The sequence below is a fragment of the Halomonas sp. SCS19 genome, from assembly GCF_040147015.1.
GTDB lineage: Bacteria > Pseudomonadota > Gammaproteobacteria > Pseudomonadales > Halomonadaceae > Halomonas > Halomonas litopenaei.
Map to the genome: position 1 here is coordinate 2,877,055 of NZ_JAMSHN010000001.1, position 15,442 is coordinate 2,892,496.

12 protein-coding genes and 3 tRNA genes are annotated in these 15,442 nt (G+C 64.5%); 13 read left to right on the forward strand and 2 right to left on the reverse strand.

The genetic code is table 11. The annotated features are described in order from the left end of the window. Window positions 1-78: 78 nt before the first annotated feature. Window positions 79-2,679 (reverse strand): DNA mismatch repair protein MutS, encoded by a 2,601-nt coding sequence (gene mutS, locus NFH97_RS12615; protein WP_502878691.1) that lies wholly within the window; start codon window positions 2,677-2,679, stop codon window positions 79-81. Between the two features lie 342 nt (window positions 2,680-3,021). Between mutS and NFH97_RS12620 the strand changes: the two genes are divergently transcribed. The 11 genes from NFH97_RS12620 to NFH97_RS12670 all read left to right on the forward strand — a co-directional run bounded on the left by NFH97_RS12620 (window position 3,022) and on the right by NFH97_RS12670 (window position 12,031). Further along, window positions 3,022-3,180 carry a YqaE/Pmp3 family membrane protein gene (locus tag NFH97_RS12620; RefSeq protein ID WP_045991131.1) on the forward strand — a complete coding sequence of 53 codons (159 nt, stop codon included), beginning with the start codon at window positions 3,022-3,024 and terminating at the stop codon, window positions 3,178-3,180. A 190-nt stretch (window positions 3,181-3,370) separates the two neighbouring features. Then, entirely contained in the window at window positions 3,371-3,871 is a 501-nt protein-coding gene (locus NFH97_RS12625) for a CinA family protein (protein WP_045991130.1), read from the forward strand. 294 nt (window positions 3,872-4,165) lie between these two features. Beyond that, window positions 4,166-5,236: a recombinase RecA gene (recA, locus tag NFH97_RS12630; RefSeq protein WP_045991129.1), complete on the forward strand. Its 1,071-nt coding sequence runs from the start codon at window positions 4,166-4,168 to the stop codon at window positions 5,234-5,236. A 145-nt stretch (window positions 5,237-5,381) separates the two neighbouring features. After that, window positions 5,382-5,855 carry a regulatory protein RecX gene (locus NFH97_RS12635; RefSeq protein ID WP_349624890.1) on the forward strand — a complete coding sequence of 158 codons (474 nt, stop codon included), beginning with the start codon at window positions 5,382-5,384 and terminating at the stop codon, window positions 5,853-5,855. A gap of 183 nt (window positions 5,856-6,038) precedes the next feature. Beyond that, complete coding sequence (gene alaS / locus NFH97_RS12640) at window positions 6,039-8,645, forward strand: alanine--tRNA ligase (protein ID WP_222570022.1); 2,607 nt, start codon at window positions 6,039-6,041, stop codon at window positions 8,643-8,645. 113 nt (window positions 8,646-8,758) lie between these two features. Then, window positions 8,759-10,009, forward strand: a complete 1,251-nt coding sequence (locus tag NFH97_RS12645) for an aspartate kinase (protein ID WP_045991126.1) — start codon at window positions 8,759-8,761, stop codon at window positions 10,007-10,009. Window positions 10,010-10,197: 188 nt separating this feature from the next. Further along, a complete protein-coding gene (gene csrA, locus NFH97_RS12650) occupies window positions 10,198-10,392 on the forward strand; it encodes a carbon storage regulator CsrA (protein WP_045991125.1) in 195 nt (64 codons plus the stop codon). Window positions 10,393-10,477: 85 nt separating this feature from the next. Continuing rightward, window positions 10,478-10,570, forward strand: a tRNA-Ser gene (locus tag NFH97_RS12655). 83 nt (window positions 10,571-10,653) lie between these two features. Then, window positions 10,654-10,730, forward strand: a tRNA-Arg gene (locus NFH97_RS12660). Window positions 10,731-10,796: 66 nt separating this feature from the next. Further along, window positions 10,797-10,873, forward strand: a tRNA-Arg gene (locus tag NFH97_RS12665). A gap of 291 nt (window positions 10,874-11,164) precedes the next feature. After that, complete coding sequence (locus tag NFH97_RS12670; RefSeq protein ID WP_349624891.1) at window positions 11,165-12,031, forward strand: urea carboxylase-associated family protein; 867 nt, start codon at window positions 11,165-11,167, stop codon at window positions 12,029-12,031. Window positions 12,032-12,083: 52 nt separating this feature from the next. Here NFH97_RS12670 and NFH97_RS12675 read toward each other — a convergent pair whose 3' ends face one another. Next, window positions 12,084-13,115 (reverse strand): tRNA dihydrouridine synthase, encoded by a 1,032-nt coding sequence (locus NFH97_RS12675; RefSeq protein WP_349624892.1) that lies wholly within the window; start codon window positions 13,113-13,115, stop codon window positions 12,084-12,086. Between the two features lie 187 nt (window positions 13,116-13,302). Between NFH97_RS12675 and NFH97_RS12680 the strand changes: the two genes are divergently transcribed. Beyond that, window positions 13,303-13,551: an OadG family protein gene (locus NFH97_RS12680; RefSeq protein ID WP_045991122.1), complete on the forward strand. Its 249-nt coding sequence runs from the start codon at window positions 13,303-13,305 to the stop codon at window positions 13,549-13,551. Window positions 13,552-13,623: 72 nt separating this feature from the next. Further along, on the forward strand, window positions 13,624-15,435 hold the full coding sequence (gene oadA / locus NFH97_RS12685) for a sodium-extruding oxaloacetate decarboxylase subunit alpha (protein WP_349624893.1): 1,812 nt from the start codon (window positions 13,624-13,626) through the stop codon (window positions 15,433-15,435). Window positions 15,436-15,442: the final 7 nt, after the last annotated feature.

A 15,442-nucleotide genomic window follows, 5' to 3' on the forward strand; every position in this document is an offset into this window, starting at 1 on the left:
TTTTATAATCTACGGTCCTTGGGTGCCACATTCTAGTCCTCGCGCCGCTATCGGGCAAGAGTATGCCTCACAAGGGCCTCACAGTGCCGACTTCCAGCGGTACAGCAGTTCCAGTGCCTGGCGTGGACTGAGGTCGTCGACCGCCAGGCCGCCGAGTTCTTCCACCAGAGGGTGGGGGGCGCTGGCGAACAGGTCCGCCTGCTGGGGGGCGGACTGGTGGTGTCGGCTTCCGCCATCCGGATCAGCGCTCCTGCGGCCATGATCGATCTCCTGCTGCTCCAGGGCGGCAAGCTTGGTCCGTGCCTCGGCGATGACGGTCTGGGGCACACCGGCCAACTGGGCCACCTGCAGGCCATAGCTCTGGCTCGCGGGGCCGTCCTCGACCCGGTGCATGAAGACGATGCCATCATTGTGTTCGGCGGCGGTCAGGTGGACGTTGGTCACCGCCGGCGCCTCTGTGGCCAGCGCCGTCATCTCGAAGTAGTGGGTGGCGAACAGGGTAAAGGCGCGGGTACGGGTCAGGTGTTCGGCGCTGGCCCAGGCCAGTGACAGGCCGTCGAAGGTGCTGGTGCCCCGGCCGATCTCGTCCATCAGCACCAGGCTGTGGTCGGTGGCGTTGTGCAGGATATTGGCGGTTTCGGTCATCTCCACCATGAAGGTGGAGCGCCCGCCGGCCAGGTCATCGCTGGAGCCGATGCGGGTGAAGATGCGATCCACCGGGCCGATGGTGGCGGTGTCGGCGGGCACAAAGCTGCCGCTGTGGGCGAGCAGGGTGATCAGGGCCGCCTGGCGCATGTAGGTCGACTTGCCGCCCATGTTGGGGCCGGTGATCACCAGCATGCGGCGATCGTCGTCCATGCGCAGGTCGTTGGGCACGAAGGGGCCGTCGCTGACCTGTTCGACCACCGGATGGCGACCACCGCGGATATCGAAGCCTGGGGTCTCTGACAGCGTCGGGCGGACGAAATCCAGCGCCCGGGCTCGCTCCGCCAGGGTGCACAGCACGTCGAGTGCGGCCAGCGCCCTGGCCGTCGCCTGGAGCCTGGCAAGTTCGGCGTTGAGGCTGTCGAGCAGGCTGTCGTACAGCAGTTTTTCCCTGGCCAGGGCGCGGGACTTGGCCGACAGCGCCTTGTCCTCGAACTCCTTGAGCTCCGGGATGATGAAGCGTTCGGCGTTCTTCAGCGTCTGGCGGCGAATATAGTCGGCCGGGGCCTCCTTGGCCTGGGCACGGGGGATCTCGATGTAGTAGCCGTGAACCCTGTTGTAGCCGACCTTGAGCCCGGCAAGCCCGGTGCGCGAGCGTTCGCGGGTCTCGAGCTTCACCAGGTAGTCCCCGGCGTGTTCGGCCAGGCCCCGGTGCTCGTCGAGCTCGTCGTCGAAGCCTTCGGCGATGACGCCGCCGTCGCGGATCACCACGGGAGGATTGTCGACCAGGGCTCGGGTCAGCAGTTCGGCCAGCTCCGGGAAGGGGCGAATGTGCTGGCGCAGGCCGTCGAGCGTGGTGCCGTCGGCGTAGCCGGCAAGGCTCGCCTCGAGTGCCGGCAGGGCGTTGAGGGCGTCGCGCAGCCGTGCCAGGTCCCGCGGGCGGGCACTGTTGAGGGCCACCCGGGCCAGAATGCGTTCGACGTCACCGATCGCCTTGAGGTCGTCGCGCAGCGGCTCATGGCCGTCATGGTCGAGCAGCAGGCTGATGGCCGCCTGGCGCCCCATGACCTGCTCGCGATCACGCAGCGGTCGATTGAGCCAGCGCTTGAGCAGGCGTGAGCCCATGGCGGTGGTGGTGGTGTCGAGCACGCTGGCCAGGGTGTTGTCGCCGCCCCCGCCAAGGTTGGTGTCGATCTCCAGGTTGCGCCGGCTGGCAGCGTCGATGACCACGGTGTCGTCGCGACTCTCGACGCCGATGGCGGTGACATGGGGCAGGGCGCTGCGCTGGGTGTCTCTGGCGTAGTCCACCAGTACCCCGGCGGCGATGATCGCCGCGTGCAGGTGGGCGCAGCCGAACCCCTTGAGGTCCTGCACGCCGAACTGGTCACACAGCACCCGATGGGCGCTCTCGTGGTCGAACAGCCAGTCGCTCTGACGCCGCAGGCCCCGGCGTTCGCCAAGCGCCGGCGGCAGCTCGGTACTTTCCGGTACCAGCAGCTCCGCCGGGTCCAGGCGGGTCAGCTCCGACAGCATCTCTGCCTCGCTTTCCACCTCGAGCACGCTGAAGCGGCCGCTGGAGACCTCGAGCCAGGCCAGGCCGATGCGCTCGCCCTGGGGCGCGATCGCCACCAGCAGGTTATCGCGGCGGGCGTCGAGCAGGGCTTCGTCGTGGAGGGTGCCGGGGGTGACGATACGCACCACCTTGCGCTCCACCGGTCCCTTGGAGGTGGCCGGGTCGCCGATCTGTTCACAGATCGCCACCGACTCGCCGGCGCTGACCAGGCGTGCCAGGTAGCCCTCGGCGCTATGATAGGGAATGCCGGCCATGGGAATCGGCTTGCCGGCGGACTGCCCGCGCTGGGTCAGGGTAATGTCGAGGGCCGCGGCGGCGCGCTTGGCGTCCTCGTAGAACAGCTCGTAGAAGTCCCCCATGCGGTAGAACAGCAGCACCTCGGGGTGCTCGCGCTTGATCCGCAGGTACTGGGTCATCATCGGCGTATGGCTGGGGGCGCTGGGCTTGGCCATGTCGTTCATGGGATCTCGAAGCGATGTTGATGAGTCGTCGGCGGCGGGCCGGCATCGCGAGGGACGCTGGCGAAAGGCGTCAAGGATAGCATGGGCGCAGGGCGCGCCTGTACCGCTGTGCCGAGATCCGTCTCGGGCTTTCTTCCCGGGGGCCAGGCGTGTCAGCATGATGTATCCACGATGCAGCATTTGTGGGGCCAGAGGGTGTCCGTCTACCCTTGTGGGTGATCGGTCGACGCCTTTTCTGGTGAGTGCGGAGCGATTTTCAAGGAACTCTCTTCCCTTGCGGGACTCTCTCAAGGAGTCGCCTACAAGGAACTGTCTTTACGGACTATTCAAAGGAGCTGTCATATGGACGTTGTACGCATTATTCTCGCGATCCTGCTGCCCCCGCTGGGCGTCTTCCTGCAGGTGGGCTTTGGTCTGCACTTCTGGCTCAATATCCTGCTGACCCTGCTGGGCTATATTCCCGGTATCGTTCACGCCATCTGGATCATTGCCAAGCGCTGAACCTGCCTGGATGACGGGTATCACTGTCGCGGCGACCTCGGTCGCCGCGATGCGTTGGTGGGCGCTGTACCTGTCGGCTTGTTGTCGCGGTTGTCGTGGCAAGACGTTTCCGAGGCGACGACGAGCCTGTCATTGTTGTCGTGATGTCGTATCGTGACACCCTGTTTTCACCACAAGAGACGGGCCTGCGATGACAAATGCAGACGATCGTGTTCGTCGCCTGGCGATTCGGCTGGGTGAGTTGTGTGTCGAGCGTGGGGTCTCGGTGACCGCCGCCGAGTCCTGTACCGGTGGCGGCGTGGCCGCTGCCATTACCGATATCGCCGGCAGTTCACGCTACTTCGAGACCGGCTACGTGACCTACTCCAACGCCGCCAAGCAGCGGCTGCTGGGGGTGCCCGGCGAGACCCTGGACGCCCATGGCGCCGTCAGTCAGCCGGTGGTGGAGGCGATGGTAGAGGGCGCTTGTCGCGACAGTGGTGCCCGACTTGGCGTCTCGGTCAGTGGCGTCGCCGGTCCGGATGGCGGCAGCGCTGAAAAGCCTGTCGGTACGGTGTGGTTTGCCTTCGCCGTCGACGGGCGGCTCGAGGCCGATCGGCAGCGCTTTGCCGGCGGTCGCGATGAGGTTCGCCAGGCCGCCGTGGTCCATGCGCTCGAAGGCCTGATCAGGCGGCTCGAGAGCCTGACCTGAGCCTTGCCGGTGATGCCCCTTGATGTGCCCGTGGGCGTAGCGTCCAGCGCCGTGTGCCGGGCGTGGGGCGCAAGCGTTCCGGCCCCGCGGCTGTGGCGGTGCAGCGATCAACCCCTCATCCACTATTGATTTGCCCTATGCGCTCGATTCGTCACCTCGAAGGGCTGGTCGTCGTCCGCAAATTTCGTCATACTACTGTTCAGTCATACAGTAATTGCCAGGGTCCGGCGCAGGGCCCGATGGGGACTCGGGCAAGGCGCTCGACCCCGATCCATTGTCTACAGGAGCTCCGTAATGGCGCAGGATCAGAACCGCAGCAAGGCGCTGGACGCCGCCCTTTCCCAGATCGATCGCCAGTTCGGCAAGGGTACGGTGATGCGTCTGGGAGACGCTCCCAGGGTGGTGATGCCGTCGGTATCCACCGGCTCGTTGGGTCTCGATATCGCACTTGGCATCGGCGGTCTGCCCTATGGTCGAGTGGTGGAGATCTTTGGTCCAGAGTCCTCGGGCAAGACCACCCTGACACTGTCGGTGATCGCCCAGGCCCAGAAGGACGGCAAGACCTGCGCCTTTATCGACGCCGAGCATGCCCTCGATCCCAGCTACGCCGAGAAGCTTGGCGTCAATCTGGATGATCTGCTGGTGTCGCAGCCGGATACCGGTGAGCAGGCGCTGGAAATCTGCGACATGCTGGTGCGTTCCGGTGGCGTCGACGTGATCATCATCGACTCGGTGGCGGCGCTGACGCCCAGAGCCGAGATCGAAGGCGAGATGGGCGACTCCCACGTCGGCCTGCAGGCCCGACTGATGTCCCAGGCGCTGCGCAAGATCACCGGCAATATCAAGAACGCCAACTGCATGGTGGTGTTCATCAACCAGATCCGCATGAAGATCGGGGTGATGTTCGGTAGCCCCGAGACCACCACCGGCGGTAACGCCCTGAAGTTCTACTCGAGCGTGCGTCTGGATATCCGTCGTACCGGCTCGGTCAAGCAGGGCGACGAGGTCACCGGCAACGAGACCCGGGTCAAGGTGGTCAAGAACAAGGTGGCGCCGCCCTTCCGTCAGGCCGAATTCCAGATCCTCTACGGCAAGGGCATCTACCACGCCGGCGAGGTGGTGGACCTTGGCGTTCAGTGCAAGCTGGTGGACAAGGCCGGCGCCTGGTACAGCTACCAGGGCAACAAGATCGGCCAGGGCAAGGCCAACGCCGCCCAGTTCCTCGAGGACAACCCGGCCATCATGGAAGAGATCGAGTCCCAGATTCGTGCCCAGCTGCTGACCCAGCCGGAGCCGAAGAAGAGCGAGAAGGAAGCGGAAGCCGCGGCGCCCGCTGGCGACGACCTTGGCGACGATCTGCTGTAGCAGGTCGACTCGCGGCAGGCCGGCACGCCGGCCTGTGACGTCGCAACGTACGACTTTCCTCGGGCCCCTCGACAGGGGCCCGAGGCGTTTGTGAAAGGGGGCTCGCGCCGTCGGTGCTCGCCGTCCCGTGCCAACAGGAGATGACATGCACAAGGCTGCCAGCCAGATGTCCCCACGCGAGCACGCCATCGATCTGCTCGCTCGACGCGAATACGGCCGTGAAGAGCTGCGAGGGCGATTGCTGGCCAAGGGGCACGCCCTCGAGGACATTGACCAGGCCCTGGAAGCGCTTGCCGATCAAGGCCTGCAGAGCGACCGGCGCTTCGCCGAGAGCTTTCTGCGCGGTCGGTTGATGCGTGGGCAGGGGCCGGTGAAGATGCTGGCGGAACTGGGCCAGAGGGGCGTCGATCGAGCGCTGGCCAGGGAGGCGCTGGCGGAACTGGAGCGCGAGGAGTCCGTCGACTGGTATCGACTGGCCAGCGAAGCGCTGGAGCGGCGCTTCGGCCGAGAGCTGCCAGCGGATGCCAGGGAACGTGCTCGACGTGAACGCTTTCTGGCCGGGCGCGGTTTCGACTTCGACCATGTGCGCGAGGCGATACGGGCCCTCGGCGATGATTGAACCGCCGCCAGACGGGCCTTCTCGGATGCGGTTTTGCACGACCCACTTTAGTCGCTTGACAACTACGCTATAATGTCCCCTTTTGCGACAGCCCCGGGTCGCGGTTTCATGCTCGGATGCTCCGGCGTGCCACGGCAGTGGGCCGGTTCGACGCGCTCTATCGCTCATCGCCACGGATATTTCATGAAAAGCGCAGATATCAGACAGGCCTTTCTGAGGTTCTTCGAAGAACAGGGTCATACCCGCGTGCCGTCCAGTTCGCTGGTGCCGGGCAACGATCCGACGCTGTTGTTCACCAACGCCGGCATGGTGCCGTTCAAGGACGTCTTTCTCGGGCGTGACCCCAGGGACTATGTGCGGGCTACCTCCTCCCAGCGCTGCGTGCGCGCCGGTGGCAAGCACAACGATCTGGACAACGTCGGTTACACCGCGCGTCATCACACCTTCTTCGAGATGCTGGGCAACTTCAGCTTCGGCGACTACTTCAAGCGCGACGCCATCGGCTTTGCCTGGACCTTCCTGACCGAGGTGCTGGGACTGCCCAAGGAGAAGCTGTGGGTCACCGTCCACGTCAGTGATGATGAGGCCGAACGCATCTGGAAAGACGAGATCGGTATCGATCCCGAGCGCTTCTCCAAGCTGGACGAAGACAACTTCTGGCAGATGGGCGACACCGGCCCTTGCGGTCCCAGCTCCGAGATCTTCTACGATCATGGCGCCGAGGTGTGGGGCGGCCCTCCCGGCAGTCCGGAGGAAGACGGTGATCGCTACATCGAGATCTGGAACCTGGTGTTCATGCAGTTCGATCGCGACGCCAGCGGCGAGATGAAGCCGCTGCCCAAGCCGTCCATCGATACCGGCATGGGGCTGGAGCGCATCGCCGCGGTCATGCAGGGGGTCCACTCCAACTACGAGATCGACCTGTTCCAGAATCTGCTCAAGGCCGCCGCCGAGGCGACCGGTGCGAGCGACCTGGAGGCGCCGTCGCTGCGCGTGATCGCCGACCATATCCGTTCCTGTGCCTTCCTGATCGCGGACGGCGTGCTGCCTTCCAACGAAGGTCGTGGTTACGTGCTCAGGCGGATCATTCGCCGGGCAATCCGCCATGGTCACAAGCTGGGCGCCCAGGGAGCCTTCTTCCATCGCCTGGTGGCGGCGCTGGACGCCGAGATGGGCGAGGCCTACCCGGAACTGCGCCAGGCTCGCGCACAGATCGAGCGCGTGTTGCTGAAGGAAGAAGAGCAGTTCGCTCGCACCCTGGATCATGGCATGGGCCTGCTGGAGCAGGCGCTGGCCGCGCTCGACGGTGACACCCTGCCGGGCGAGACGGTGTTCAAGCTCTACGACACCTACGGCTTTCCCTATGACCTCACCGCCGATGTCTGCCGTGAGCGTGGCGTCACCCTGGATGCCGAAGGCTTCGAGCGGGAGCTCGAGGCGCAGCGTGAGCGGGCCCGGGCGGCCAGCCAGTTCGGCGCCGAGTACAGCGCCACGATCGAGCTCGAGGGCCAGACCGAGTTCACCGGCTACGACCGCCTCGAGGACAGCGCCAGGGTGGTCGCGCTCTATGACAGCGAAGGCAATGCGCTCGAGCGCCTGACGCCTGAGCATCCCGCCGTGGTGGTGCTGGACCGCACCCCCTTCTACGGCGAGTCCGGTGGCCAGGTCGGTGATACCGGCTACCTGAACGTCGAGGGCGGACGGTTCCTGGTCAAGGACACCCAGAAACAGGCGGGGCATCACCTGCATCAGGGGGTGTTGCTCGAAGGTGAGCTGGTGGTCGGCAGCGAGGTCACGCCCCAGGTGGACGAGAGCCTGCGTGCGGCGACGGTGCGTAACCACTCGGCGACCCACCTGCTGCACAAGGCCCTGCGTCTTGTGCTGGGCGATCATGTCCAGCAGAAGGGCTCGCTGGTGACGCCTGAGCGCCTGCGTTTCGACTTCAGCCACTTCGAGGCGATGAGCGCCGAACAGCTCAAGGAAGTGGAGCGCCTGGTCAACCAGCAGGTGCTGGCCAATGCGCCGACCCGGATCGAGAGCATGACCCTCGATGAGGCCAAGGAGAAGGGCGCCGCTGCCCTGTTCGAGGCCAAGTACGCCGACAGCGTGCGGGTGCTGACCATCGGTGCCGACGACTTCTCCATCGAGCTGTGTGGGGGTACCCACGTGGCCCGCAGTGGCGACATCGGCTGCTGTCATATCGTCGCCGAGAGCGGCATCGCCTCAGGCGTGCGGCGGATCGAGGCGATCACCGGTGAGGGGGCGCTGGCCTACTTCGGCGAACAGGAGGCGCGCCTTGCGCGTGTGGCCGAGCGCCTCAAGGCCAAGCCCGAGCAGCTCGAGGAGCGCGTCGACAGCCTGGTCGAGCGTAATCGCGGCCTGGAGAAGGAGCTCGAGCGGCTCAAGGCCAAGCTCGCCAGCGCCGCCGGCAGCGACATGCTGGCAAGCGCCACCGAGGTCAAAGGCGTCAAGGTACTGGCGACGCACCTGGATGGCGTGTCGGGCAAGGAATTGCGTGGCGTGCTTGACCAGCTCAAGAACAAGCTTGGCTCCGGCATCATCGTGCTGGGGGTGGCCGACGAGGCCGCCGGCAAGGTCAGCCTGATCGCCGGGGTGACCGATGATCTGACCGCCAGGGTCAAGGCCGGGGAGCTTGTCAATCACGTCGCCGGGCAGGTCGGCGGCAAGGGCGGCGGTCGTGCCGACATGGCCCAGGCCGGCGGTAGTGACGTCAATGCACTGCCGGCGGCGCTGGAGAGCGTCCCGGCCTGGGTGGACGCCAAATTGTGATCCCTCTGGGGTCGGGGGCTCGAGAGGGTCCCCGGCCCTTTTTTCTGCCCTGACAAAACTTCGCAGAGACAACAGTTTCATTCATTGAATCCAACGAGCGAGGAAGACGGCATATGGCACTATACGTACAGAAGTTCGGTGGGACGTCGGTCGGCTCGGTGGAGCGCATCAAGGCCGTGGCCGAGAAGGTCAAGGGCTTCCGCGACCAGGGCCATCAGGTCGTGGTGGTGGTCTCCGCCATGAGCGGCGAGACCAACCGCCTGATCGGGATGGCCAACGAGATCAACGACGAGCCGACCCCCCGTGAGATGGACATGCTGGTGTCCACCGGCGAGCAGGTGACCATCTCGCTGCTGGCGATGGCGCTGCACAAGCTGGACGTGCCGGCAACGTCCTACACCGGCTCTCAGGTCGGCATCATGACCGACAGCGCCCACACCAAGGCGCGTATCCAGCGCATCGAGACCGACGAGATGCGTGAAGACCTGGACGCTGGCCAGGTGGTGGTGGTCGCCGGCTTCCAGGGGGTCGATGAGGAAGGCAATATCACCACCCTGGGTCGTGGCGGCTCGGACACTACCGGTGTGGCGCTGGCGGCCGCGCTCAAGGCCGACGAGTGCCAGATCTACACCGATGTGGACGGCGTCTACACCACCGACCCGCGGGTCTGCTCCAAGGCCCAGCGCCTGGATTCGATCACCGTGGAGGAGATGCTGGAGCTTGCCAGCCTCGGCTCCAAGGTGTTGCAGATTCGCGCCGTCGAATTTGCCGGCAAGTACAATGTTCCGCTGCGCGTGCTGTCCAGTTTCGAGGACGGCCCCGGCACCCTGATCGTTGCAGACTCCGAACAAGACGAGGATTCCATGGAAGAACCGCTGATCTCAGGCATCGCCTTCACCGCCAACGAAGCCAAGCTGACCCTGCTCAACACGCCGGACGTGCCGGGCGTGGCCTCGCGCATCCTGGGCCCGATCGCCGACGCCAACATCGAGATCGACATGATCGTGCAGAACGTGGCGCCGGCCGGTGACTACACCGACTTCACCTTCACCGTAGCCAAGGGTGACTACAAGCAGACCATGCGCATCCTCGAGCAGCAGGTCATCCCCGATCTGGGCGGTGGCGAGTTGCGTGGCGACGATAATATCGCCAAGGTGTCTCTGGTAGGGGTGGGTATGCGCTCACACGCCGGGGTCGCCTCGAAGATGTTCCGCGTGCTGTCCGAGGAAAACATCAACATCCGCATGGTCTCGACCTCGGAGATCAAGATCTCCGTGGTGATCGACGAGAAGCAGATGGAATTGGCAGTACGTGCGCTGCACAAGGCATTTGGTCTCGACAAGGCCGATATCGAGAGCGAATAAGTTTCTCGGCGCGGCGCACACCTTCTACGCTTTAAGGAGTCCCCTCGCCAATTCGGCCGGGGGCTTCCCTTAAACGGCACAATCAGGTGTCATGAGTCGCTAGTGCTCGCCACCAAGAAAGAGGGCACGTCGTCCGGAAGCGTGACGGCGTAGCGACTCACGTAACAAGTCTGAGAAGGAGATCAGTCATGCTCATCCTGACACGCCGCGTCGGCGAAACCCTGATGATCGGGGACGATATCACCGTCACCGTTCTGGGGGTGAAGGGAAATCAAGTGCGTATCGGCGTGAATGCGCCCAAGGACGTTGCCGTCCACCGTGAAGAGATCTACCAGCGCATCCAGCGCGAGAAGGCTGACGATGGCGCTGCCGATGATGAGTGAAGGTGGTGGCCGAGCGGAGAACTTTTTTCGCCTCGGGCTGGACAAAGGCCTTACGTCTCGGTAGGATACGCACCGTGCCGATGAGGGAGAGGTGGCCGAGTGGCTGAAGGCGCTCCCCTGCTAAGGGAGTATGGGGTTTATAGCCTCATCGAGGGTTCGAATCCCTCCCTCTCCGCCATTTTACGATGCATGTCGTGAAGCGGCTTCATGGGTACCGATGATCAGGCATGTTGGATGCCTGGTGCATCAAGAGATTGATACGCGCCCGTAGCTCAGCTGGATAGAGTACCTGACTACGAATCAGGTGGTCGGAGGTTCGAATCCTCCCGGGCGCGCCATCTTCTCCCAGGTTGCATTCCGATAGTTTCCTGGAATACGACATCGCAATGAGTTTCATTGCCTACGCGCCCGTAGCTCAGCTGGATAGAGTACCTGACTACGAATCAGGTGGTCGGAGGTTCGAATCCTCCCGGGCGCGCCAGATTCAGACCCGCTCTCTTCGGAGGGCGGGTTTTCTGTTTCCTGCCAAGTTTCCTGTCCAGTTTCGTGCTGACCGGCTGGCGACCACTGCCGGTTGCGATCGTTTAGGCGCCTGTCGAAGGATGGGCGCCTTTTTTTATGCTGTTTCCTGCCAAGTTTCCAGACAAGTTCCGTGCTGACCGGCTGACTGGTGTCGATCCGTTATGAACGGTGCTGTGTCGAGCGTCGGTCGTTGTCTCCCCTGGCCTGGTCTAGGCTGAAGCCTGACATTCACGCATCGGGAGGGCGGCGCATGGGCGGCAAGGTGGCGGCGGCGTATCAGGCGACCAGGGGGTCAGTGCTCGACGTGGATCGCGCCTTCTATGACGGCCTGACCGAGCGGGCGGGGAGGCGGCGGCGGGTGGCCAGTCACCGGGTCCCGATTCGTGATGGGCTGGCATGGGAGGTCAAGGCGGGGCAGGTCTTTCGCATCGCCATCGTCGATGGCGCCCAGGTCGGTGACTTCAACATGTGGCATCGCCATGACCCGCGCGAGCGCATGTGGGCCTCGCGCACCCGTCAGCTGCAGCGGGCCCATGTCAGCACCTACGACAGGCTGTGGTCGACGCTGCCCTTTCTGCGTCCCATGGCCACCATCATCGACGACACTCTGGCAGGCTACGGTGAGGACGCCGAAGGCGGGCGTGTGCATGACCTGCTGGGAACCCGCTGCGATCCCTACGTCAATCGCCTGTTGACCGGCGAGGATTTCGACTTTCACTGCCATTCCAACCTGGTGAGGGCGGTCGCGCCCTGGGGGTTGACCGAGTTTGACGTGCATGACGTGCTCAATGTCTTCCAGTGCACCGGGCTCAACGACGATGACCAGTACTTCATGAAGGCCTGTCCGGCGCGGCCTGGGGACTATCTTGAGCTGTTTGCCGAGATCGACCTGTTGTGCGCGCTGTCCTGCTGTCCCGGTGGCGATCTGTCGGTGGATCTATGGGGGCCGGACGCCAGAGATCCGCTGTCCACCTGCCACCCCTTGGCGGTGGAAGTGTTCGAGGTCGAGTCCGAGCGGCTGGCGCAGTGGCAGCCGCCCGAATCTCCGGCCTATGCAGGCGGCCATGGGCGGCGTGATCCCGATGTGGATTGGGCCGATCTCAGGGACAAGAGCTAGGCGCTGCTCCGATCGGATTCCTCTCCGGGAGGGGAGGTTGGCCTGCCTATCCCTATTGGGCGGCGGCGACTGCCTCGCTTCGGTGCTTGGGTGAGGCGAGATTCTGGCGCAGTGTGGCGTCAGGTGCGGTTTCTGGCGCTGCGTCTGATTCGATGCGCTGGGCGCCCAGTCCCGCAAGGAATTCATCGAGATCGGTGATGCGGCGCAGGGCCTGAAAGCGGGAGGCGGCCTCGCGGTCGCGCGCCTTCATGTGGTTCATCCACTGCTTTAGTAGCGATACCACCACTTTTGCCGGGAGTGTGGTACGCTGCATTGCAGCATAGGACGTCAGGATACCGGCTCGCTCGGCCCATGTCGTGGCCGGCAGGCGCTCTCCGGTGCGCTGCCAGTGGCGGATGCGCGGGGCGAGTTTCGGGTCGGCCAGGGCGCCGCGGCCAAGCATGACGTCGCGACAGCCGGACAGGGTGCGTGCCTTCCAGTAGTCCTCGAGGGTCCAGATGTCGCCGTTGGCGACGACCGGGATGCGCAGGCGCTGGTTGATGCGGCCGATCCACTCCCAATGGGCCGGCGGGCGATAGCCCTCGTCCCGGGTGCGGGCATGCACCACCAGTTGGGTGGCGCCGGCGGCTTCGGCGGCCAGGGCGCAGTCCAGTGCCCGGCGGCGGTCGGAGAAGCCCAGGCGGATCTTGGCGGTGACCGGGATGCTGTCGCCCACGGCACGGTGGACGGCGTCCACGGCACGCTCCAGGCGTCGCGGATCGCGCAACAATGAGGCGCCGCCGTCATGGCGGTTGACCAGCTTGGCTGGGCAGCCGAAGTTCAAGTCCAGGCTGATGGCGCCGAGGCGCAGCGCCTGGCGGGCATTGGCGGCCAGGGCGTCGGGGTCGGAGCCGAGCAGTTGCAGGTGCACCGGGATGTGGTTGGGGGTGATGACGCCCTCGGTCGCCAGTTCCGGGCAGTGCTTGTAGAACACTCGAGGCGGCAGGCGCGCGTCCACCACCCGTACGAACTCGGTGACCGTCCAGTCGAAGCCGGCGTCACGGGTCAGCAGGTCGCGGGTGTGGGCGTCGATCACGCCCTCCATGGGCGCGAGCCCGATACGACCTTCGTCTAGCCCCTGTTTATGTAGTAATTTAACAACCAAAACTGCTACCTTTAGACCATGGTGCTGTGCCGGGGATGTGGCAGGGTATAGCATCAAAATTTTTGCGCAAGCCGTATGATCCAGAAAGATCAAGGCAACTTTGGCGCTACAACGCGGAGGATCCCGCATGCAAGACACTCAGTTGCTCAACGAGGGCCTCAGCCTGATGGCGCTCGGCATGGGTTTTGTTTTTGTTTTTCTTACGGTGCTGGTGATCACCACCACGCTGATGTCTCGTGTCATCGGTCGCTACTTTCCCGAACCGGTGCCGGTCGAGGCGCCCAAGCGCGGGGCGGCACCCGCCGCGCCGGGCCAGGACGATGCGGTGATGGCGGCGATCTCGGCCGCGGTTCACCGCTACCGCCAGCGTCGCTGAGGTCGTCCGTACCAGGCGACGACCCTGACCGTGAATTTCGACAAAGCGCTTCATAACGATAAGGACCCAGCCATGAGCGAATCTGCACGCCCGCTAGGCATCACCGATGTCGTGCTACGCGACGCCCATCAGTCTCTGTTCGCCACCCGCATGCGTATCGACGACATGCTGCCCATCGCCGAGAAGCTCGACAAGATCGGCTTCTGGTCGCTGGAATCCTGGGGCGGCGCCACCTTTGACGCCTGTATCCGCTACCTCGGCGAAGATCCGTGGGAGCGGATACGGGCGTTGAAGGAAGCCATGCCCAATACGCCCCAGCAGATGTTGCTGCGGGGCCAGAACCTGTTGGGCTATCGCCACTATGCCGATGACGTGGTCGACCGCTTCGTCGAGCGCGCCAAGACCAACGGGGTCGATGTCTTCCGCGTGTTCGATGCAATGAACGACCAACGTAACCTCGAGCGTGCGATCCAGGCGGTCAAGGCCAACGATGGCCATGCTCAGGGTACCATCTCCTACACCAAGAGCCCGGTGCACACCCTGGATAGCTGGGTGGAATTAGCCAAGTCCATCGCCGACATGGGCGCCGACTCCCTGGCGATCAAGGACATGGCGGGGCTTCTGACTCCCTATGACGCCTTCGAGCTCGTCACCAAACTCAAGTCGGCGCTGAATATTCGCATCCATCTGCACTGCCACGCCACTACCGGGCTTTCATCGGCGACCGCGCTCAAGGCCGCCGAGGCAGGCGTCGACAACGTCGATACCGCCATCTCCTCGATGTCGATGACCTACGGCCACAGCCCCACCGAATCGCTGGTGGCGATGCTCAAGGACACCGAGCGCGATACCGGCCTGGACCTGGAGGCCCTGGAAGATATCGCCGCCTACTTCCGTGAGGTGCGCAAGAAGTACGCCGCTTTCGAGGGCTCGCTCAAGGGCATCGACTCGCGCATTCTGGTGGCCCAGGTGCCCGGTGGCATGCTCACCAACATGGAAGGCCAGTTGAAGGAGCAGGGCGCCGGTGACCGTCTCGATGAGGTGCTCAAGGAGATTCCTCGGGTCCGTGAAGACCTCGGCTATATTCCGCTGGTGACCCCCACCTCCCAGATCGTCGGCACCCAGGCGGTGATGAACGTGATGATGGGGGAGCGCTACAAGTCCATCTCCAAGGAGGTGCAGGCGCTGCTCAAGGGCGAGTACGGCGCTGCGCCGGCGGACTTCGACAGCGAATTGCAGAGCCGGGTGCTGGACGGTGCCTCGCCGATCACCGAACGTCCCGCGGATCGACTGGATCCCGAGATGTCGCGGTTGACCGATGAGCTGGCCGCCAAGGCCAAGGACGACGGCATCCGCCTGGCCGAAGGCGAGCGTCAGGTAGACGACGTTCTGACCTACGCACTGTTCCCGCAGATCGGGCTCAAGTTCCTCAAGAACCGTGACAACCCCGACGCCTTCGAACCTGCGCCCAGCGTCGAGGCGGCGACGCCCGCTGCGCCCGCCAAGGCGCCGGCGGCCAAGGCTGGTACCGCCGGACCCGAGACCTACACCGTCAAGGTCAACGGCACCGCCTACGTGGTCGAGGTCGCCGAGGGTGGCGACATTTCCCAGGTCAAGGAAGCGCCCGCCGCTGGCTCTTCTGACGCTGCACCGGCGGCGCCGGCAGCTTCCTCCGGCGAGACCATCGATGCACCGCTGGCCGGCAACATCTTCAAGGTCAACGTCAAGCCCGGCGACAGCGTGGCCGAGGGTGACGTGGTGGTCATCCTCGAGGCGATGAAGATGGAGACCGAGGTCCGCGCTGCCGCTGCCGGCACCGTGTCCGACGTCCAGGTCGCCGAGGGCGACAGCGTCTCCGTCGGCGACACCCTGATCGTGCTTTAAGGACCTC